Below are 19,596 nucleotides of genomic sequence, written 5' to 3' on the forward strand. Positions count from 1 at the left end.
GACAAACACAACAAGAGGTCGAGACCATGATCTACGCACAACCCGGTAAGGAAGGCTCTGTCGTCTCCTTCAAACCCCGTTACGAGAATTACATCGGCGGCGAGTGGGTCGCCCCTGTCAAAGGTCAGTATTTTGAAAACATCACGCCAGTGACCGGCGATGTGATCTGTGAAATTCCGCGCTCCCAGGCAGAAGATGTTGAGCTGGCCCTGGATGCTGCCCACAAGGCTGCCCCGGCGTGGGGCAAGACCTCCACCACCGAACGCTCGAACATTCTGCTGAAAATTGCCGACCGCATCGAACAGAATATCGAGATGCTCTCGGTTGCTGAAACCTGGGACAACGGTAAAGCCGTCCGTGAAACCATCAATGCCGACCTGCCTCTCCGCTGTCGCGATCGAACCTTAGCGGTATTCGCCTAGTGTTCGGTTACGGAAACGCTGGAGATTGAACCGGTTAGGTTTCGCTCCCTTGTAGACAGCTCCGCGCCAACCCGGCGGGCGATATCCTTGTAGCGCCTTGCCACTTCCGAATCGGGTTCCGCCACCACAGACGGGATGCCGCCGTCGGTCTGTTCGCGGATGGTCATGTGCAGCGGGAGCTGGCCAAGCAGCGTGGTGCCGTACTCCTCGGCGATGCGTTCGCCGCCGCCGTGGCCGAAGAGGGGTTCTTCGTGGCCGCAGTTGCTGCAGATATGGACGCTCATGTTTTCCACCACGCCCAGTACAGATATGTCCACCTTGCGGAACATTTCGATGCCTTTCTTACCATCCAGCAGCGCGATGTCCTGAGGCGTGGTTACAATGACGGCGCCGTTTACCGGGACTTTCTGGGCGATGGTGAGCTGAATGTCGCCGGTGCCCGGGGGCATGTCCAGGATGAGGTAGTCCAGTTCGTTCCACAGGGTCTGTTGCAACAACTGCATGACGGCGCCGCTGACCATGGGGCCGCGCCAGACCATGGGGGTTTTGTCGGTGACGACGAAGGCCATGGAGTTGGCCTGCAAACCGTGAGCCTCCATGGGAACGAAGTATTTGTTTTCCTTGGTGTCGGGGCGCTTGCCTTCCGGGACGCCCAGCATCATGCCGATGCTGGGGCCGTAGATGTCGGCGTCGAGGATGCCCACGCGGGCGCCCTCGGCGTGCAACGCGAGCGCCAGGTTGACAGCGGTGGTGGATTTGCCTACGCCGCCCTTGCCGGACGCGACGGCAATGATATTTTTCACACCGGGCACGGACTGGATGTCCTTCTGGACCTTGTGGGAGTGAATTTTCTGGCCCACATGGACATCCACGCCTTCAACGCCATCGACGTCGTCGAGGGCGTTGGTGAGCAGTTCTTTCAGGGCGCCGGCGATGCCTTTGGACGGGTATGGCAATTCGATCATCACGGTGACTTTGCCGCTGTTGTCCGCAGTGAGGGATTTCACCGCTCCCAATTCGTACAGGTCCTTGCCCAGGTATGGGTCGCGGTACTGTTGTACGGCGGTTTCCAGTGCGTGCTGTGAAATCTGTGCCATCGGAATCTCCGGTCTGACGTCATGCGCATTTATTAGCGCAGAAACAGGTGTTTCGGGTGAAAATTATCTGCTCGGAAGGTATCATTTGTGCCCGTTTCTGGCCATAAGGGTTCTTTACCCGGAGCAAGGCCGGTAAACGCGAACGCCCAACTCCTGACGAATGAAGGTTCGGACCACAACATGACGCAAGCGAGTTCAAAGCAACAGCGCGATATTCTGGTAACCAGCGCCCTGCCGTACGCCAATGGCCCCATCCACCTGGGCCATCTGCTGGAATACATTCAGACGGATATCTGGGTGCGCTATCAGAAAATGCGTGGCCAGAACTGCTACTACGTTTGCGCGGACGATGCTCACGGTACTGCTATTATGCTCCGTGCCGAGCGCGAAGGCATCTCCTCCGAGAGCCTGATCGACCGTATCCGGGACGAGCACCAGCAGGATTTTGGTGGTTTCCACATCCGCTTCGACAACTATTACACAACCCATTCCGAGGAGAACCGCCAGTTCTCGGAATACATCTATCGCCAGTTGCAGGAAAACGGCCACATAGCCACCCGCAAGATTACCCAGGCGTTCGATCCTGAAAAGAACATGTTCCTGGCGGACCGGTTCATCAAAGGCACCTGCCCCAAGTGCAAGACCGAGGACCAGTACGGCGACAACTGCGAAGCCTGCGGCGCCACCTATACCCCGGCCGAGCTGATCAATCCCCGCTCGGCGGTTTCCGGCGCCACGCCGGTGGACAAGGAATCCGAGCACTACTTCTTCCGCCTGCCGGAATTTGCAGACTTCCTCGCGAACTGGACCCGCAGCGGTACGCTACAGCCCCAGGTGGCCAATAAGCTGGCCGAGTGGCTGGATGCGGGTCTGCAGGAATGGGACATCAGCCGCGATGCCCCCTATTTCGGATTCGAGATTCCGGATGCACCCGGCAAGTATTTCTACGTCTGGCTCGACGCGCCCATCGGTTACCTCGCCAGTTTCAAGAACCTGTGCAACCGGGAAGGCATTGATTTCGAGCATTTCTGGAAGGCGGACTCCACCGCCGAGGTGTACCACTTTATCGGCAAGGACATTATCAATTTCCACGCCCTGTTCTGGCCGTCCATGCTGCACAGCGCCGGGTTCCGCACGCCCAGTGCCGTCTGGGCCCACGGTTTCGTGACGGTGAATGGCAAGAAGATGTCCAAGTCCCGGGGCACGTTTATCATGGCCCGTACCTATCTGGACCACCTGGATCCGGAATACCTGCGCTACTACTTCGCCGCCAAACTCACCGGCAGCGTCGACGACATGGACCTGAACCTGGAAGACTTCGCCGCGCGGGTGAACTCGGATCTGGTGGGCAAGGTGGTCAACATTGCCAGTCGCAGCGCCGGGTTCATCACCAAGCGCTTTGACGGCCAGCTCGGTACCGTTACCGAACATGAAAAGCTGAAAGAGTTTATCGAGGCCGGTGATGAGATTGCGGACTTTTTCGAGGCCCGGGAGTTCGGCCGCGCCATGCGTCGTATCATGGAACTGGCGGACATCGCCAACCAATACGTGAATGACGAGCAGCCCTGGGTCATTGCCAAGCAGGACGGCCAGGACGACAACCTGCAGGCCATCTGCACCAATGCCATCAACATGTTCCACCTGCTGATGACGTACCTGGCACCGGTTCTGCCGGAAACCGCCAAGGCGTCCGAGGCCTTCCTGAATGCGTCACTGGACTGGAACAAGCGCGAGCAGCGGCTTGAGAATCACGGCATCAACAAATTCAAGCCGCTGATGAACCGAGTGGACATGGCCCAGATCGAGAAAATGCTGGACGCGTCCAAGGAAGAAATGCCCGCGGCGACAGGACAGAAGGCCCCGGAAGCCAATCACGAGCCGATTGCCGATGAAATAGAATTCGGGGATTTCGCGAAGGTGGATCTTCGGGTCGTCAAGATTGTCAAAGCCGAGCACGTGGACGGCGCCGACAAGCTGCTTCGCCTCACCCTTGACGTTGGAGAGGGCGAGCGCAACGTCTTTGCCGGCATCAAATCGGCGTACAAACCTGAGGACCTCGAAGGACGCCTGACGGTGATGGTGGCCAACCTCAAGCCCCGAAAGATGAAATTCGGGATGTCAGAGGGCATGGTGCTGGCGGCCGGCCCCGGCGGAAAAGATATTTTCATCCTGTCACCGGATTCGGGCGCCACGCCCGGCATGCGGATTATGTAATGGCGCGCTCTGATGACTGAGTATCTGCTGATCCTGGTCAGCACCATACTGGTGAACAATTTTGTGCTGGTTCAGTTTCTTGGACTGTGCCCGTTCATGGGCGTATCCGGGAAGCTGGAAACCGCTATGGGCATGTCATTGGCCACCACGTTTGTGCTGACCCTGGCCTCGGTGTGCAGCTACCTGGCGTATACCTACCTGCTGGAGCCCCTGGATCTGGCGTTCCTGAAAACCATCACGTTCATCCTGGTGATCGCCGTTGTCGTGCAGTTCACTGAGATGGTGGTCCGCAAGACCAGCCCCCTGCTCTATCGGGTATTGGGCATTTTCCTGCCGCTGATTACCACCAACTGCGCGGTTCTGGGTGTTGCCCTGCTTAACCTCAACAAGAACAATAACTTCGTGGAATCTGTCCTGTACGGATTCGGAGCCGCCGCCGGCTTTTCGCTGGTGCTGGTGCTGTTTGCTGCCATGCGTGAACGCATCGCCGTGGCCGATGTTCCGGTTGCCTTCCGGGGCGCCGCCATTGGCATGGTCACCGCCGGGTTGATGTCTCTGGCTTTCCTGGGCTTTACTGGTCTGGTCAGCGTCTGACGGAGCGTTTGTATTATGTGGACGAGCATACTGATTGCCGTACTGGTTCTGCTCGCGCTGGCGATTGTGTTCGGCGGTCTGCTGGGCTTTGCCGCAGAGCGCTTTCGGGTGGAAGGCAACCCGTTGGTGGACCAGATTGACTCCATGCTTCCCCAAACCCAGTGCGGCCAGTGTGGTTTTCCCGGCTGCCGTCCCTACGCCGAATCCATTGCCAACGGCGATGCCATCAACAAATGCCCTCCGGGCGGTGAAACCACCATCAAGGCACTGGCAGACCTGCTGGACGTGGAGCCACAACCGCTGGACGCGGAACACGGGGTGGAACAGGCCAAGCGTGTTGCGGTGATTCGCGAGGACGAGTGCATTGGTTGCACCAAGTGTATCCAGGCCTGCCCGGTGGACGCCATCCTCGGCGCCGCAAAACATATGCATACCGTAATCGAGAGCGAATGCACCGGCTGTGATCTGTGTGTGGAACCCTGCCCGGTGGACTGTATCGACATGATTACGATAGAGCCCGACATTCGCTCCTGGACCTGGACACCACCCAAATCCGGTGTGATTGCCACCGATCGTCAGGGGGCCAACGCCTGATGACACAGCTCTGGGACTTTTCCGGCGGCATCCATCCTGCCGAAAACAAACACCAGTCCACATCACGCCCTATCACTGGCGCCGGCCTGCCAGAGGTTCTGGTATTGCCGTTGCAGCAGCACATCGGTGAACCGGCTGAAGCCTGTGTTGCAGTCGGCGATCGAGTTCTCAAAGGCCAGAAAATAGCCGATGTGACCGGTGGCATGGGCGTACCCGTTCACGCGCCGACCTCCGGCACTATTGAATCCGTCAGCCTTCAGCCCGTTCCCCACCCCTCCGGAATGAGCGACTGGTGCATTACCCTCAAACCCGACGGAAAAGATGAGTGGGCGCCTCTCAACCCGGTAACGAACTACCGGGATCTGGACCGCGAAACGGTGCTCGAACGAATCCGCGACGCCGGCATTTCCGGCATGGGAGGCGCCGGCTTCCCAACCAACATCAAGCTACGCCCGCCCCGGGATCGAAAGGTAAACACGCTGATCCTGAACGGCGCGGAGTGTGAGCCCTACATCACTGCCGACGATATGTCGATGCGGGAAAACGCGGGCGAGATCATTGCCGGGTTGCGGATTATGGCGTGGGTACTACGCCCGGAACGGGTTGTAATCGGCATCGAGGACAACAAACCCGAGGCCATCTCAGCGCTCAGGAAAGCCGCAGAGGGCACCCAGACAGAGATCGCTGTAATCCCTACCAAATATCCCTCTGGTGGCGAAAAACAGCTGATACAGATCCTGACAGGCATGGAGGTGCCCAGTGGCGGGATTCCAGCGGATATTGGAGTGATGTGCCAGAACGTGGGCACAGCCATCGCCGTATCTGCCGCTATTCACCGGGGAGAGCCGTTGATTTCCCGCGTGACAACGGTTACTGGTGATGCAGTCACCGATCCCGGTAATTTCGAGGTCTTGATCGGCACATCTATCGACTATCTCCTCGCACAGGCCGGGCCCGAACAGAACAAGCTTCACCGCCTTGTTCTGGGTGGGCCAATGATGGGCTACACCCTGGAAACTCCGGCCATACCGGTGGTCAAAACCACCAACTGCGTGATTGCCGCCACGGCCACGGAATTACCGGACCCCGCTCCGGAACAGCCCTGCATTCGCTGCAGCATGTGCGCCGAAGCCTGCCCCATGGAGCTGCTGCCCCAGCAACTGTTCTGGTACTCCAAATCCGGAGAACTCGACAAAGTCGAGCACCTGAACCTGTTCGACTGCATCGAATGTGGTGCCTGTTCTTACGTCTGCCCCAGCTCCATTCCGCTGGTTCAGTACTATCGTGCCGCGAAAGGCGAAATTCGGGTGCAGCAGGCCGAACAGTTGAAGGCAGACCGCGCCCGTGAACGCTTTGAAGCCCGTCAAGCCAGGCTCGAACGAGAACAGCAGGAGAAAGAACAGCGGCGTAAGGAGCGGGCAAAAGCAGCCGCCGAGGCTCAGGCCAAGAAGCAGGCAGAGGCCGAAAAAGCGGAAGCAGAGGGCCAGCCCGCCGATGACCGTGCCGCCAAGGCCACCCTGGTGCAGGAAGCCTTGGCGCGTAAAAAAGCCAAGGCCCAACAGCAGGCCGAAACAAAAGCTGGGGCCTCTGAGACCAGTGCCTCCAGCGAACCGACGCCCGATATCGACGCCCTGGAAAAGCAGCTCGCCCAGGCCACCGCCAAGCTCAATACCATGCAAAGCATGCTGGAGGACGCCAGGGCTGAGAACGCAGACAACGTCGAAAAACTCGAGAGAGCCGTCACCAAGAACCACGACCGGGTAAAACGGGCGGAAGAGGCTTTGGCAGAGGCCCGGCAATCTGTGGCGGCCACCGATACCCAACCGACAGACTCATAATGAACAGGCTCCAACGCTAATGGCACTTGCGCAACAGTCCTCGCCCCACGCCCGTAACGCCCGCTCCACGTCACAAGTCATGCTGTGGGTGATTCTGGCGGCCCTGCCCGGCCTGCTGGCGCTAACCCTGTTCTTTGGCTGGGGCAATCTGATCAACGTGGTCTGGTGCATCGCAGTGGCACTGGCCGCCGAGGCTGCCATCCTGAAGCTTCGCAAGCGCCCGGTGGCTTTCTTCCTGAGAGACAACACCGCTGCGGTCACCGGCCTTTTGCTCGGTCTTTCCCTGCCGCAGTTTGCACCCTGGTGGGTGTCCGCGGTTGCCGTCATCGCCGCCATCGTCATGGCCAAGCAGCTCTATGGTGGTCTGGGCTCCAACCCCTTTAATCCCGCCATGGTAGGTTACGCCCTGGTGCTGATCTCGTTCCCCGTGGCCATGACCACGAATTGGGCGCAGCCCGGTCTCCTATGGGAATCCGCGCCAGGGTTTGGCGACACCCTGGGCATGATCGCCTCCGGCCAACAGACAGCGGTAGACGCGTTCACCATGGCCACGCCGCTGGATGAATACAAGCACAAGATTACCACCCACACCGCAGCGGAAGTGCTTGCTCACCCCACCTTCGGTGACGGTGTTGCCCGGGGCTGGGAATGGGTCAACGCTGCATTCCTGGTAGGTGGTCTGGTTCTTGTCGGCCTGAAGATTATCACCTGGCACATTCCGGTCAGCATGCTGGCGGGCCTCTCGCTTATGAGCCTTGCCTTTGGCAGCAACGCGGACCTGTATGCGCCGCTGGCCATGCACTTGCTGGCCGGGGGCACCATGTTGGGCGCGTTCTTTATTGCCACGGACCCGGTGTCCGCCGCGTCCAGCCATCAGGGCAAGCTGATCTACGGAGCGGGTATTGGTATTCTGATTTACCTGATCCGCACCTGGGGCGCCTACCCCGATGCAGTGGCCTTCAGCGTTCTGCTGATGAACTTCGCAGTGCCGTTTATCGACCACTACACGCCGCCCCGTACCTACGGGCATCACAAGCCCCGGCGCGGCATTCCCGGCAAGGGGCAGGGATAAACCATGGCAGAACTCGCAACGTCCATCCGTCGCAACGCCATTGGCCTGGGCCTGTTCGCCATCATTACCGGTGGCACCATCGCCATCACCCAGGTTATGACCGCAGAGCGCATACAGGAACAGGCCGCCAGGGCGGAAGCGCAGGCGCTGTTTGAGATCATTCCGGAAAACCGGCACGACAATCATCTGCTGACCGACACGGTGCAACTTCCGGCGGATAACGGAATCAACGCTAACGACCCCGTCACGGCCTGGGTAGCACGTCGCAATGGCCGCCCCACCGGCCTGATCATGCCGGTAGTGGCCCCTGACGGTTATTCTGGCAACATTCACCTATTGGTGGGTCTGAATATGAGGGGCACGGTGCTGGGAGTTCGGGTGACCAGCCACCGGGAAACCCCCGGCCTGGGCGACCGCATTGAAACCAAGAAGTCAGACTGGATCCACTCGTTCACCGGCCGCTCCCTTGGCGACCCGGCACCGGAACGCTGGGCTGTCAGGAAAAATGGCGGGGCGTTTGACCAGTTCACCGGTGCGACCATCACCCCGAAAGCCGTAGTTAATGCAGTGCAAAAAACACTCATCTATTTCCGTGAGCACCGCAGTGACATTCGCGACATCCTCAATGAACCCGCGTCACCCCGAAGCACGCCGCTGACGCCCGAGGAAATCGCCGGCCAGACACCAGAACGGGAGCATTCGTAACATGGCGACCAAATCCAGCGCAGAGATCGTCCGTGACGGGCTCTGGACCAACAACCCTGCCCTGGTCCAGGTGCTGGGGCTTTGCCCCCTTCTGGCGGTGACCAGTACCGTCGTCAATGCCATCGGCCTGGGCCTGGCAACATTGATGGTACTAATGGGCTCGAATCTGGCCGTATCGCTGATCCGCAACTTTGTCAGCGAGTCGGTGCGCCTGCCTGCCTTCGTGATGATCATCGCCTCTTTCGTCACCTGCGCTGAACTGCTGATGCAGGCCTATACCTATGAGCTCTACCAGATTCTGGGCATTTTCATTCCATTGATCGTGACCAACTGCGCCATTCTGGGCCGTGCGGACGCGTTTGCCTCCAAGAACCCGCCCCTACCCGCCCTGCTGGACGGTGTCATGATGGGTATCGGTTTTCTGATCGTGCTGATTGCACTCGGTGCCATGAGGGAGCTCGTGGGCCAAGGCACCCTGTTTACCGATATGGATCTCCTGCTGGGCCCCATGGCGGCAGACTGGGGAATCCGGCCACTGGAGCAGTACCCGGACGTGCTCTTCATGGTTCTACCGCCGGGTGCCTTTGTGGGGCTGGGGCTGCTCATCGCGCTGAAGAATGGCATCGACAACCATCTCAAGGCCCATCGCAAAGCAGTGGAGCCCATCGTAGCGGGTAGCAAGCGAGTGCGGGTAACAGGCCATGTGTCCTGAACATTCAATGAACATTTCTTCTCAGCCAGCGGATAGCCCATGAACAAGGCAAAACGTACGGAAATCTTTACCCGTTTGCGGGAGGCCAACCCGACACCCACAACTGAATTGAACTATGCCAACCCGTTCGAACTGCTGATTGCGGTGATACTCTCGGCCCAGGCCACAGACGTAGGCGTGAACAAGGCAACCGCAAAACTGTATCCCGTAGCGAACACACCCGAAAACATCCTCGCTCTGGGAGTGGATGGCCTGAAGGAATACATCAAGACCATCGGGCTGTTTAACAGCAAGGCCGAGAACGTGATCAAGACCTGTCGCGCGCTGATTGAAAAGCACGGCGGGGAAGTTCCGGACAACCGGGAAGACCTGGAAGCCCTTCCGGGTGTCGGCCGCAAGACCGCCAATGTGGTTCTGAACACTGCGTTCGGGCAACCGGCAATGGCAGTCGACACCCACATCTTCCGGGTATCGAACAGAACGGGGATTGCGCCCGGCAAGAATGTGCTGGACGTGGAGAAGCGCCTGATGCGGCTGGTGCCCAAGGAGTTCCTGTTGGATGCCCATCATTGGCTGATCCTTCACGGGCGTTACACCTGTACAGCCAGGAAGCCAAAATGCGGCGCCTGCATCATTGAAGATCTGTGCGAATTCAAGCAGAAACGGGATTACATGGACTGACACCGGCCCCGGACAACCGGAACCGGTGCCCCTACCGGGCGCTTACCGCTGGCCCAGCATCTTCTCTTTCAGGTCTTCCTGGGCAGGCTCGTCTGACAGCCAGATGCCGAACAGGGCCTTCTTGAACTTCAGGTCTCCAATGGTCGCGCGCTGATCACCGTTCTTCAGCACACGCACGCCTTCACCCGGCAGGTAAACGAGATCAAACACGTCACCGTCCTTGATCTCTTCTGAAAACACATCCAGGAACGCATCCACATCGTCCTTGATCGCAGCCAGGTCTCCGCCTGTGGAATTCTCAAACCCTTCCATTGTGGCGGATTTCATTTTATCGCTGGTGATCATCCCGGAAATGATGTGCAGGGTGATGGCCTGGGGCTCGTCCGCGTTGATTATGGTCTGTCCATCGTCGATGGTTTCGGGCACATACAAACCGCCAATGTAGAGGTCCATAAACCACTTGGAACGGGTACCCGCACCATTGAGCTTGAGCTCGGTATCCATCGCCGAGTAGGTATCCGGCACATCGACGCCTTCCACCGTCAGGGCGGCGGCTGGCGCTGCAAGGGCTGCTGTCAGCAGCAGTGAAGCAAATCCTGTTGATAGGGCCTTTTTCATCGTCCTTTCCTTATTGATCGTTATTATTGAATGTCTGATTGCACCGGAGTTCGACACCCATATCCCCCTCCGGCCATCCAAGTTTAACAGGGAGCAAACGAACGCTTACGCCGGCTGGTTCTCATTTGGCAACGCAAAAAAAACCGGCCCGCAGACAGCGGGCCGGTTTTGGGTGGTGCAGAACCGATTATTTGAACAGCATGGTTCCAGACAGACCTTCCTTCTCCAGGATTTCACGGAGGCGACGGAGCGCCTCCACCTGAATCTGACGAACCCGCTCACGAGTCAGACCAATCTCCTGGCCCACTTCTTCAAGCGTGCTAATGGGGTAACCCCTCAAACCAAAGCGACGGGACAGCACTTCCTGCTGCTTGTCACTGAGCTGGTCGATCCACTTTTCGACACAGGAGCACATGTTGTTGTCCTGCAGCAGGTCAGCGGGATCGGAGGCGCCTTCGTCTGCAACGGTATCCAGAAGGGATTTTTCGCCGCCGGTACCAATGGGCGTGTCCATGGAGGCAACACGCTCGTTCAGGCCCAGCATCCGTTTAACATCCGCAACTGGCTTGTCGACCATGCGCGCGATTTCTTCCGCTGACGGCTCGTGGTCCAGCTTCTGGGTAAGTTCCCGTGCCGCGCGCAGGTACAGGTTGAGTTCCTTAACAACATGGATGGGAAGGCGAATGGTGCGGGTCTGGTTCATGATGGCCCGCTCAATGGTCTGGCGGATCCACCAGGTGGCGTATGTGGAGAAGCGGAAGCCCCGTTCGGGGTCAAACTTCTCTACTGCGCGGATAAGCCCAAGGTTACCTTCTTCAATCAGGTCCAACAGTGTCAGACCACGGTTCACGTATCGCCGTGCAATCTTGACCACCAGGCGTAGATTGCTCTCGATCATACGTTTGCGACCGGACTCCTCTCCCTTGCGGGCGAGCCGTGCAAAATACACTTCTTCTTCGGGTGTTAAGAGAGGGGAGAAACCAATTTCGTTGAGATAAAGCTGGGTAGCGTCCAGTTGCTTCTGGCTGGTGAAGTATCGACCCTGGGCCGGGATGTCTTCTTCTGTTTCAACGGCTTCCACTTCCGCCGTTTCTTTTGCTTCTACTTTGTCTTCCGCTAACAGCTGATCGTCTGCGTCTTCAACATCTGATACACGATCAATGATGAGTTCTTCATGCTCTGCTGACATAACTCTTTGCCCCGCCTTTCAATGATCCTGGGAATTCGCTCACGTCTTTTTATTATTGCGAGCGCCTGCTTTCTTCGTGTTCTTGTTCAGGACATTTATTGCTAGCTGTTGACGGTTGCCGGAACCGTCGTTTTTATTGTTTGTCTCGACTATGGTCTTTCGTTGCCTTTGATTATCGGTGCCGGACGTCAGGTTTTGTGTGGCCAATCCGCTTCATCGGGCCGGGAGGTAGTGGGCGGGGTCGACCGGGTTGCCATTTTTACGAATCTCAAAATGCAACTTGGGCCTGTCCGTGCCGCTGTTTCCCAGTTCAGCGATGACCTGTCCGGCTTTAACATCCTCCCCTTCCTGCACCAGAATCTTCCGGTTGTGAGCATAAGCACTCAAATAGTGCTCGTTGTGGTTCACTATGATCAGGTTGCCATACCCGAGCAACCCACTTCCGGCATAAACGACATTACCACTTGCCGCCGCCCTCACAGAATCACCTGCTTTTCCAGCAATATCAATACCTTTATTGACTTTCCCGGACGTAGAATATCCTGCAATTACGGTGCCAACGTGGGGCCAGCGCCAGTTGACATTGGATACTGTCTGGCTCTGGCCCGTTAATGGTGACGACTTATCTGGCCGCCGCGAGACCGTCGGTTTTGGCTCCGGTTTGGGAGCAGGCTGTCGAGACGCGGTACGGGTTGGTGGTCGCGAGACCGACGCTTTGTTACTTCCGCCAGTCTGCGCAGTGGATGTTACATTTCCGCGAAGGTCCAGCCTGAGAACCTGCCCTGCCTTGATGTGGTATGGCGGGCTAATACCATTGGCATTGCCTAGTTCCCGGTAGTCACGACCATAACGCCAGGCGATGCTGTAGAGCGTTTCCCCGGATTTGACAACGTGGCGGCCCCAGTACACCGGCGGGTTGTAAAGGTCATCACGGTAGATTGCCTGCGTGTTGCAGCCAGTCAGCAACATGGCACCAAAAAGCACAAGCAGGAAGGTGTAGAGGCGCGTCCGCTTTTTTGAACACGGAGAGGCAGGGGCACCGGAGGGGAGCCGCGGGAAGACTGCCGTCGCAGCAATGATGGACCCACGCACTAATCTCAAAAGAATAAAAATATGCCCGTTATTAGTAATTCGTATAAAAAATTCAGCGATTTATAAAGTGTTTTGAGTAACTTGCTAATTTATTGCACATTTTGGGCATGAAACCAAGTTACCCATCTGTTGCATTTGTTACTGCTCGAAACAACCTCACGGATCAAAAAGTAACACTTAGTCTCGATACGCCTGCGAACGCCGTCACAACAGCGAGCAGATAACCAAGCTAACGGGCAGGGCCTGGCTGTTTTTTCCTACCCACCCATTCCACCAGCAGAACCAGCAACAGACCAGCCAACGCACAGGTCATCGCCAGTAATAATTGTGATTCGTCACCGGTCAACTCAGCATAGCCCATCGGGCTGATGCTTGCTTCGTTCAGGGGCACCTGCTTGCCGGCACTGTTGGTACGCCAGCTAAGTGTCTCTTTCCAGGGCCAGACTTTGTTCAACGCCCCCACCATAAAGCCAGTCAACAATGCCAGCACAAGGTCATGGTAACGATGGAACGCCCAGGTGATGAGCCGGGCAACGGACAGCAAACCGACCAGGCAACCAACAGCGAAAATCCCGAGGATGCCGAGATCCAGGGAACGTATGGCGTCCAGTACCGGGACGTACATACCCAGAATCACCAGAATAAAACTGCCGGAGATTCCTGGCAGAATCATGGCGCAGATGGCCAGAGCCCCGGCCCCGAAATACACCGGCATAGAGGGCGACAACGGGCTGCCGGACAGGGTTGTGACCCACCAGGCAAAAACGGTTCCCACCGAAAATGGCAACAGCAACAACAGCCCATAGCGGCGAACCTGGCGGCCGACGTGCCAAACCGAGGCGACGATCAGGCCGAAGAAAAAACTCCAGATCAGGATCGGATAGGTGGCAAGGGCATGGCTGATTGCGGACGCGAGGGTGGCGATACTGCCGAGGATTCCCGCCAACAGACACAGCAGGAAGGTGCCGTCACACGCCGCCCAGAATTGCCTCATCTGCCCGCGGATCAGGTGGTGGAAGAAGGCTTGTGGAACGGCATTGATGGCTTCCAGCAACCGGAAGTAGATGCCGGTTATGAATGCAATGGTGCCACCAGAGACGCCGGGTACGATATCAGCCGCCCCCATGGCCATGCCCCTCAGGAATACCGCAAAGGGATGATGGGAGTGAGGTACGACTGTGGACGATTCAGAGGGGCGTTCTGCGGTCACCGCACGACCCCGCCCAACAAAGGCACAAAACGCACCGGTTCAATATCTCGGGTCTCGAATCGGTCGCCCTGGCGCACCATTTCCACCAGCATCTGTGTGCCCTCGCCGATCGGCGCCACAATAACGCCCCCATCCGCCAGTTGGTCCTTCAGTTCCGGCGGGATTTCACGGGGTGCTGCGGTGACGATGATGCCATCAAAAGGCCCCTGTTCTGGCCACCCCATACCTCCGTCTGCGTGTTTGAGCATCGTGTTACGGTAGCCAAGCTGGCGAAGCCGGTCGCGAGCCCGGTCCTGCAGCGGTTTGATGCGCTCAACGCTGAAAACCTGATCCACCAGCCTGGCAAGGATTGCGGTCTGGTAGCCCGACCCCGTTCCCAGTTCCAGCACTTTCCGGGGTTTGTGGCGCATCAGAGACTCAGTCATCCGCGCGACGATGTAGGGCTGGGACAGAGTCTGACTGTAGCCAATGGGCAGCGCCGTGTCTTCGTAGGCCCTATGGGAAAGCGCTTCATCGAGAAATATGTGACGCGGCACGTCCGCCATGGCGGTAAGCACCTGCTCATCGGCTATACCAGCTTCTCTGAGCCTTTGTATCAATCGCATACGGGTTCGGCGGGACGTCATTCCGATACCGTCAATCGCTGCCACCATTAACGTCCCTCCCGTCCAGCTAGCAACTCAACCCACTCTCGCAGCGGCGACAGCGCCTCATGGCGCGTCATATCCACATGGACGGGAGTGATCGAGACGTAATTCTCGCGCACCGCGTTGAAATCGGTCCCCGGCCCGGCGTCGCTGCCCTTACCTGCCGCCCCGATCCAGTAACGGGCCTTGCCCCGGGGGCAGGTCATCGGCACAGCACCCTCTGCCCGGTCGCGATGGCCAAGCCGGGTAACGCGGAAGCCGGCAATCTCTTCCCAGGGCACATCGGGAACGTTCACATTGAGAATACACCGAGGCCCCAGGGTTAATGGCTGATCGCTTTCCAGCAACGCACGAACAACCCTGGCCGCCGTTTCATAGTGGAAACGACCTTCGTTCACCAGCGATACCGCGATTGCTGGCAACCCCAGGTTTCTGCCCTCGGTGGCGGCCGCCACCGTACCGGAATAGATGATATCGTCGCCGAGGTTGGCGTGGGTATTGATACCCGAGACCACACGATCAAACGGCTCATCAAACAGCCCGTTAACCGCAAGGTGCACGCAATCCGTCGGGGTCCCGTCCACAGAGCGGAAGCCATTGGGATGGTCTTCCACCGTTAGCGGGCGGCTCAGCGTCAAGGCATTGCTGGCGCCGCTATGGTCCCGATCCGGCGCCACGACTTCAAGGTGGCCCAGTCCCTGGAGCCCGTCGTGTAGGGCCTGAAGACCAGGCGAGTGAACGCCATCATCATTGGACAACAGAATTCGCACAATTTTCTCCAATAAACGTGGTTGCGTCCGTTATATCAAACACATCATCCAGCAACGTTGTTGCGTATTGCCCCGGCGCAAGCCGGAACGACAACCGCAACTGGTCATTGCCGTCCCAATGCCATTCCAGGCTTTCCGGTTTCAGGTTCAGCGGTCGACGTTCAGGCTTCATTCGGGTGGTTGAAAACACCGCTGCCAGTTGCGGGTAACGCGCAACCACGGAACGCTCGATTTCGCCCTGGACCGACACTGCCTCAGTGCCACCGTCACCCCAGAGAGGACCTGTTACCATCAGGTTCTGATTTTCACAGGCGCCTGGCTCTCCCTCCAGAGGTGTCAGCCAGGTGCCTGTCTCAACGCGATGGGCGAGCACCTCGTTGAATAACCACGAACGTGCCGCCGAAAAGTACAATACGTTCTTACTGTCGCGACTGCCAGAGGTTGACCGCCCTCGCCCACGCTTTTTGACATTGCGACCACTCCGACGGTTCAGTGTTGTCGGGTCCATGGTCAGCGCCCTATCCAGATTGGCACCGCCATGGCCAAACCGTTGCGAACCGAAATAATTCGGGCATCCGAGGTCCCGCAACCGGGCCAGAGCCGCATCGATAGCAGATGTGTCGCCGACCACGTCCTTTAGCACCAGCTCAAACCGGTTGCCCTGATGATCGCCCCGTCTCAGTTTTCGTGCCTGGCGATGCTGCGCCAATACCGGCCAGTGTTCCTCCACCGCCTGGATGAACGTTGCATCTTCGTTTTCCTGTCCCGGTCGATAAAGGCTAAACCACTGACGAGTAACCGCATGACGGTCCTTCAGTCCGCAAAAACCCACGTCAAAATGCCGACAGCCGCAAATAGTAGCAAGCTGCCGCGCCACATAGTCGGTGTTGTCCCCGACCTTTTCCAGGCGCAGACAAAGGTGCTCTCCTCCACCGTCACTGTCTTCCGGCATAGACAGATCTTCATCCACAAAAAAGTCGGCAGGGAGGCATTTGATGCTCGCCGACGCCACCCGAGAACCCGAAGAAGTTGGCCAGTCGAGTCGCCAGCCTTTGGAAGCGTGCTGAGCATCCGTCATGATGAAATCGGCTCGAGTAAGCAAATCGCCTGACAGGCAATGCCCTCACCGCGACCGGTAAAGCCCAGCTTTTCGGTGGTGGTCGCCTTGACGCTGACCCGGCTCGCCGGAACAGCAAGATCCTCGGCAATGGTCAACCGCATCGCCTCAATGTGGGGCGCCATCTTCGGGGCCTGGGCAATAATGGTGGCATCCACGTTACCGACACCAAATCCTTCACCGGCAACACGTTCCATCACGCGACGCAGAAGGTCCCTGCTGTCTGCCCCCGCCCACTCCTCACTGGTGTCGGGAAACAGATGGCCGATATCGCCCAGGGCCACAGCACCCAACAGGGCGTCTGCAAGGGCGTGTAAAAGCACATCCCCATCGGAATGGGCCTTGAGGGCATGGGTGTGCGGAATGGTCACACCGCCAATCACGACTTGATCGCCCTCACAGAAAGCATGGACATCAAAGCCCTGCCCGATTCGCATAGTGCTGTTTCCTTTTCAATCAATAACGATGCAGGCCCGCCGCTAGAGACGGCTGAGGATAAAACCGGCCAGTGCCAGATCAGCAGGTACCGTAATCTTTATATTATCCGGTCGCCCCTCTACGATACAGGGAACATTGCCGGCGTATTCCATGGCCGAGGCTTCATCAGTCACCGGATAATCTGATGCAATGGCAGCTTCCAGAGCCTGCCTCAAAGCGCCAAAGCGGAACATTTGAGGCGTCAGTGCGCGCCACAGGTGACGGCGGTCGATGGTGGTCTCCACCTGATTGCTGTCGCTTGCCACACGCTTGAGCGTATCGGCCACCGGCGTCGCCAGCAAGCCACCCACAGGGTGATCGTGAAGTTGGGTCAGCAATCGCTCGAGGTCGTTGGGGTGTAAACAGGGCCGGGCCGCATCGTGTACCAGTACCCAATCGTCGTCATCCGCCCGAGAGGCCAGCACCTCAAGTGCAGACAATACCGAATCCGCACGCTCAGCGCCCCCGGCACAGGAATCAATACGAGGGTCAGAGCTGGCTGCCGTTTCCGGCCACCAGGGATCGTCCGCGCGAATCGCGACCACACAACCTGAGAAATCAGCATGGTCCAATAGCCTGGAGAGAGTGATATCAAGGATGTATTGATGGTCCAGCCTGAGATATTGCTTCGGGCAGTCGGCCTTCATTCGCTGGCCGGAACCAGCGGCGGGAACGATCAACCAATAGCGGGGTTTACTCATGGACGTGGTCAGCTTTGATCGACCTGGCTTGCGGCTGGGTTACTGCTCGACCACCAGGAAGAAGGTTTCATCGTTACGGATCAGCCCCAGGTTCATGCGGGCACGTTCTTCAACCGCGCCTTTTTCGCCGCGAAGGTTACGAACTTCCGCGTAGAGGCGCTCATTGCGGACTGCAAGCTCAGCGTTTTCCTCGCGCTGCTCGGCAATGGCGTTCTCCAGCCCCCATACCTGGGCGAAACTACCCTCCCCAACCCACAGGCGAACCTGCAGCAGGAGAATAAGAACAATCATGATGGACCAGAGCAACTTCATTGCGAATTCCGTTTACGATGCATCAACCGGACAGTAAGTATAGACCTTAGTGTAGTTTAGCAACAAGTTCTGCTAACCAGTTGTACAAAAAGGCCATCATACCTCACATTTCGAAGGTCACGATGGCCTTTCCGGATCGGTTACCTGTCAGCACCCAGCCGACAAAGTATCCTTAACAGGCGATTAGCCCTGGCCTTTGATCTCGCTCAGGCCACGATAGGGAGCCTTGCCATCCAACGCTTCCTCAATACGAAGCAATTGGTTGTACTTGGCAACCCGGTCAGAGCGGCACAGTGAGCCGGTCTTGATCTGGCCCGCACAGGTGGCCACGGCCAGATCGGCGATGGTGGTGTCTTCCGTCTCGCCGGAGCGATGGGAAATCACCGCCGTGTAGCCTGCATCCTGAGCCATCTTGATAGCGTCCAGAGTTTCGCTCAAGCTACCGATCTGGTTGAACTTGATCAGGATGGAGTTACCAATGCTCTTGTCGATACCCTGCTTGAGAATTTTGGTGTTGGTCACGAACAGGTCATCACCCACCAACTGAACCTTGTCACCCAGCTTCTCAGTCAGCACTTTCCAGCCATCCCAGTCGCTCTCATCCATACCGTCTTCGATGGACACGATCGGATAACGCTCACACAGGCCCGCGAGATAGTCGGCAAAACCGGCAGAATCAAAGGACTTGCCCTCGCCGGACAGCTGGTACTGGCCATCCTTGTAGAACTCGGAAGACGCACAGTCCAGCGCCAGGGTCACATCAGTACCCAGCTTGTAGCCAGCCTTCTCCACCGCTTCCTGGATCACCGCCAGAGCGCCTTCGTTGGAAGGTAGATCCGGTGCAAAGCCACCTTCGTCGCCGACGGCGGTGTTAAGGCCTTTGCTATTAAGCACTTTCTTCAGCGCATGGAAAATTTCCGCACCAATGCGCAGCGCTTCGGAAAATGACTTCGCAGCCACCGGCTGGATCATAAATTCCTGGATATCGACATTGTTGTCTGCGTGCTCGCCACCGTTGAGGATATTCATCATCGGCACCGGCATGCTGTACTTGCCGGAGGTGCCGTTCAGGTCCGCAATGTGAGCATACAGCGGCTTGCCCAGTGAAGCGGCAGCGGCTTTGGCAGCGGCCAGGGAGACAGCCAGAATAGCGTTGGCGCCCAGGTTGGCTTTGTTCTCAGTGCCATCCAACTCAAGCATGATGTTGTCGAGAGCACGCTGATCAGCTGCGTCTTTACCAATCAGGGCATCGCGAATCTTGGCGTTTACCGCCTCAACAGCTTTCAGAACGCCCTTACCCAAATAGCGGCTCGTATCCTTGTCACGAAGCTCCAGAGCTTCGCGTGAACCCGTCGACGCACCAGAGGGGGCGCAAGCACTGCCGATGGTGCCGTCCTCAAGAATAACGTCCGCTTCAACCGTAGGGTTCCCACGAGAATCCAGTACTTCACGGCCTTTAATGTTGGCAATCTTGGTCATTCTTCTCTGTCTCCAAGTTTGATTTCAAAATTGGGAGTAAGAGCGAGCGGGAACG

At 57.8% G+C, this 19,596-nt stretch carries 20 protein-coding genes and 1 pseudogene; 9 read left to right on the top strand and 12 right to left on the bottom strand.

Going from position 1 to position 19,596, the window contains the following annotated elements; genetic code table 11:
* Positions 1-26 precede the first annotated feature (26 nt).
* A pseudogene (locus tag MDG893_RS18925) lies at positions 27-386 on the top strand (aldehyde dehydrogenase family protein); the annotation flags it as partial.
* Between the two features lie 32 nt (positions 387-418).
* Here the strand turns inward: MDG893_RS18925 and apbC are convergent.
* Complete coding sequence (gene apbC, locus MDG893_RS18930) at positions 419-1,519, bottom strand: iron-sulfur cluster carrier protein ApbC (RefSeq protein ID WP_007155449.1); 1,101 nt, start codon at positions 1,517-1,519, stop codon at positions 419-421.
* A gap of 180 nt (positions 1,520-1,699) precedes the next feature.
* On the opposite strand from apbC, the gene metG reads away from it, so the two are divergent.
* Genes metG through nth form a run of 8 tightly spaced genes read left to right on the top strand, consistent with a single transcriptional unit; the run spans position 1,700 to position 9,929 of the window.
* Positions 1,700-3,733 (top strand): methionine--tRNA ligase, encoded by a 2,034-nt coding sequence (metG, locus tag MDG893_RS18935; protein WP_007155450.1) that lies wholly within the window; start codon positions 1,700-1,702, stop codon positions 3,731-3,733.
* Positions 3,734-3,745: 12 nt separating this feature from the next.
* Positions 3,746-4,327 (top strand): electron transport complex subunit RsxA, encoded by a 582-nt coding sequence (gene rsxA, locus MDG893_RS18940; RefSeq protein WP_007155451.1) that lies wholly within the window; start codon positions 3,746-3,748, stop codon positions 4,325-4,327.
* A gap of 15 nt (positions 4,328-4,342) precedes the next feature.
* Positions 4,343-4,921, top strand: coding sequence for an electron transport complex subunit RsxB (rsxB, locus tag MDG893_RS18945; protein ID WP_007155452.1), 579 nt, complete (start codon positions 4,343-4,345; stop codon positions 4,919-4,921).
* Positions 4,921-6,759, top strand: a complete 1,839-nt coding sequence (rsxC, locus tag MDG893_RS18950) for an electron transport complex subunit RsxC (protein WP_007155453.1) — start codon at positions 4,921-4,923, stop codon at positions 6,757-6,759. The genes rsxB and rsxC overlap by 1 nt, the downstream gene beginning before the upstream one ends.
* A 19-nt stretch (positions 6,760-6,778) precedes the next feature.
* Positions 6,779-7,831, top strand: coding sequence for an electron transport complex subunit RsxD (gene rsxD, locus MDG893_RS18955; RefSeq protein WP_007155454.1), 1,053 nt, complete (start codon positions 6,779-6,781; stop codon positions 7,829-7,831).
* Between the two features lie 3 nt (positions 7,832-7,834).
* Positions 7,835-8,536 (top strand): electron transport complex subunit RsxG, encoded by a 702-nt coding sequence (gene rsxG, locus MDG893_RS18960; protein ID WP_007155455.1) that lies wholly within the window; start codon positions 7,835-7,837, stop codon positions 8,534-8,536.
* Between the two features lies 1 nt (position 8,537).
* Positions 8,538-9,248: an electron transport complex subunit E gene (locus tag MDG893_RS18965; RefSeq protein ID WP_007155456.1), complete on the top strand. Its 711-nt coding sequence runs from the start codon at positions 8,538-8,540 to the stop codon at positions 9,246-9,248.
* A 39-nt stretch (positions 9,249-9,287) separates the two neighbouring features.
* A complete protein-coding gene (gene nth / locus MDG893_RS18970) occupies positions 9,288-9,929 on the top strand; it encodes an endonuclease III (RefSeq protein ID WP_007155457.1) in 642 nt (213 codons plus the stop codon).
* A 42-nt stretch (positions 9,930-9,971) separates the two neighbouring features.
* On the opposite strand, the gene MDG893_RS18975 is transcribed toward nth, so the two are convergent.
* The 11 genes from MDG893_RS18975 to eno form a co-directional block, all read right to left on the bottom strand.
* Positions 9,972-10,547 (bottom strand): chalcone isomerase family protein, encoded by a 576-nt coding sequence (locus MDG893_RS18975; RefSeq protein ID WP_007155458.1) that lies wholly within the window; start codon positions 10,545-10,547, stop codon positions 9,972-9,974.
* Positions 10,548-10,734: 187 nt separating this feature from the next.
* Positions 10,735-11,736, bottom strand: a complete 1,002-nt coding sequence (rpoS, locus tag MDG893_RS18980; protein ID WP_007155459.1) for an RNA polymerase sigma factor RpoS — start codon at positions 11,734-11,736, stop codon at positions 10,735-10,737.
* 213 nt (positions 11,737-11,949) lie between these two features.
* Entirely contained in the window at positions 11,950-12,705 is a 756-nt protein-coding gene (locus tag MDG893_RS18985) for a peptidoglycan DD-metalloendopeptidase family protein (protein WP_007155460.1), read from the bottom strand.
* A 352-nt stretch (positions 12,706-13,057) separates the two neighbouring features.
* The gene (locus tag MDG893_RS18990; protein ID WP_040474798.1) at positions 13,058-13,960 is read right to left on the bottom strand and encodes a DUF368 domain-containing protein; all 903 of its coding nucleotides are present in this window, start codon (positions 13,958-13,960) and stop codon (positions 13,058-13,060) included.
* 74 nt (positions 13,961-14,034) lie between these two features.
* The gene (locus tag MDG893_RS18995) at positions 14,035-14,691 is read right to left on the bottom strand and encodes a protein-L-isoaspartate(D-aspartate) O-methyltransferase (RefSeq protein ID WP_007155462.1); all 657 of its coding nucleotides are present in this window, start codon (positions 14,689-14,691) and stop codon (positions 14,035-14,037) included.
* Positions 14,691-15,455, bottom strand: a complete 765-nt coding sequence (surE, locus tag MDG893_RS19000; RefSeq protein WP_007155463.1) for a 5'/3'-nucleotidase SurE — start codon at positions 15,453-15,455, stop codon at positions 14,691-14,693. Before surE ends, MDG893_RS18995 begins: the two co-directional genes overlap by 1 nt.
* Complete coding sequence (gene truD / locus MDG893_RS19005; protein WP_007155464.1) at positions 15,433-16,533, bottom strand: tRNA pseudouridine(13) synthase TruD; 1,101 nt, start codon at positions 16,531-16,533, stop codon at positions 15,433-15,435. Before truD ends, surE begins: the two co-directional genes overlap by 23 nt.
* Positions 16,530-17,009, bottom strand: coding sequence for a 2-C-methyl-D-erythritol 2,4-cyclodiphosphate synthase (gene ispF / locus MDG893_RS19010; protein ID WP_007155465.1), 480 nt, complete (start codon positions 17,007-17,009; stop codon positions 16,530-16,532). Before ispF ends, truD begins: the two co-directional genes overlap by 4 nt.
* Before the next feature lie 42 nt (positions 17,010-17,051).
* Positions 17,052-17,750 carry a 2-C-methyl-D-erythritol 4-phosphate cytidylyltransferase gene (gene ispD, locus MDG893_RS19015; RefSeq protein ID WP_007155466.1) on the bottom strand — a complete coding sequence of 233 codons (699 nt, stop codon included), beginning with the start codon at positions 17,748-17,750 and terminating at the stop codon, positions 17,052-17,054.
* 39 nt (positions 17,751-17,789) lie between these two features.
* A complete protein-coding gene (locus MDG893_RS19020) occupies positions 17,790-18,062 on the bottom strand; it encodes a septum formation initiator family protein (RefSeq protein WP_007155467.1) in 273 nt (90 codons plus the stop codon).
* A 183-nt stretch (positions 18,063-18,245) separates the two neighbouring features.
* Positions 18,246-19,541, bottom strand: a complete 1,296-nt coding sequence (gene eno / locus MDG893_RS19025) for a phosphopyruvate hydratase (RefSeq protein WP_007155468.1) — start codon at positions 19,539-19,541, stop codon at positions 18,246-18,248.
* Positions 19,542-19,596 lie beyond the last annotated feature (55 nt).

Origin of the sequence: Marinobacter algicola DG893, from assembly GCF_000170835.1 — a bacterium.
GTDB lineage: Bacteria > Pseudomonadota > Gammaproteobacteria > Pseudomonadales > Oleiphilaceae > Marinobacter > Marinobacter algicola.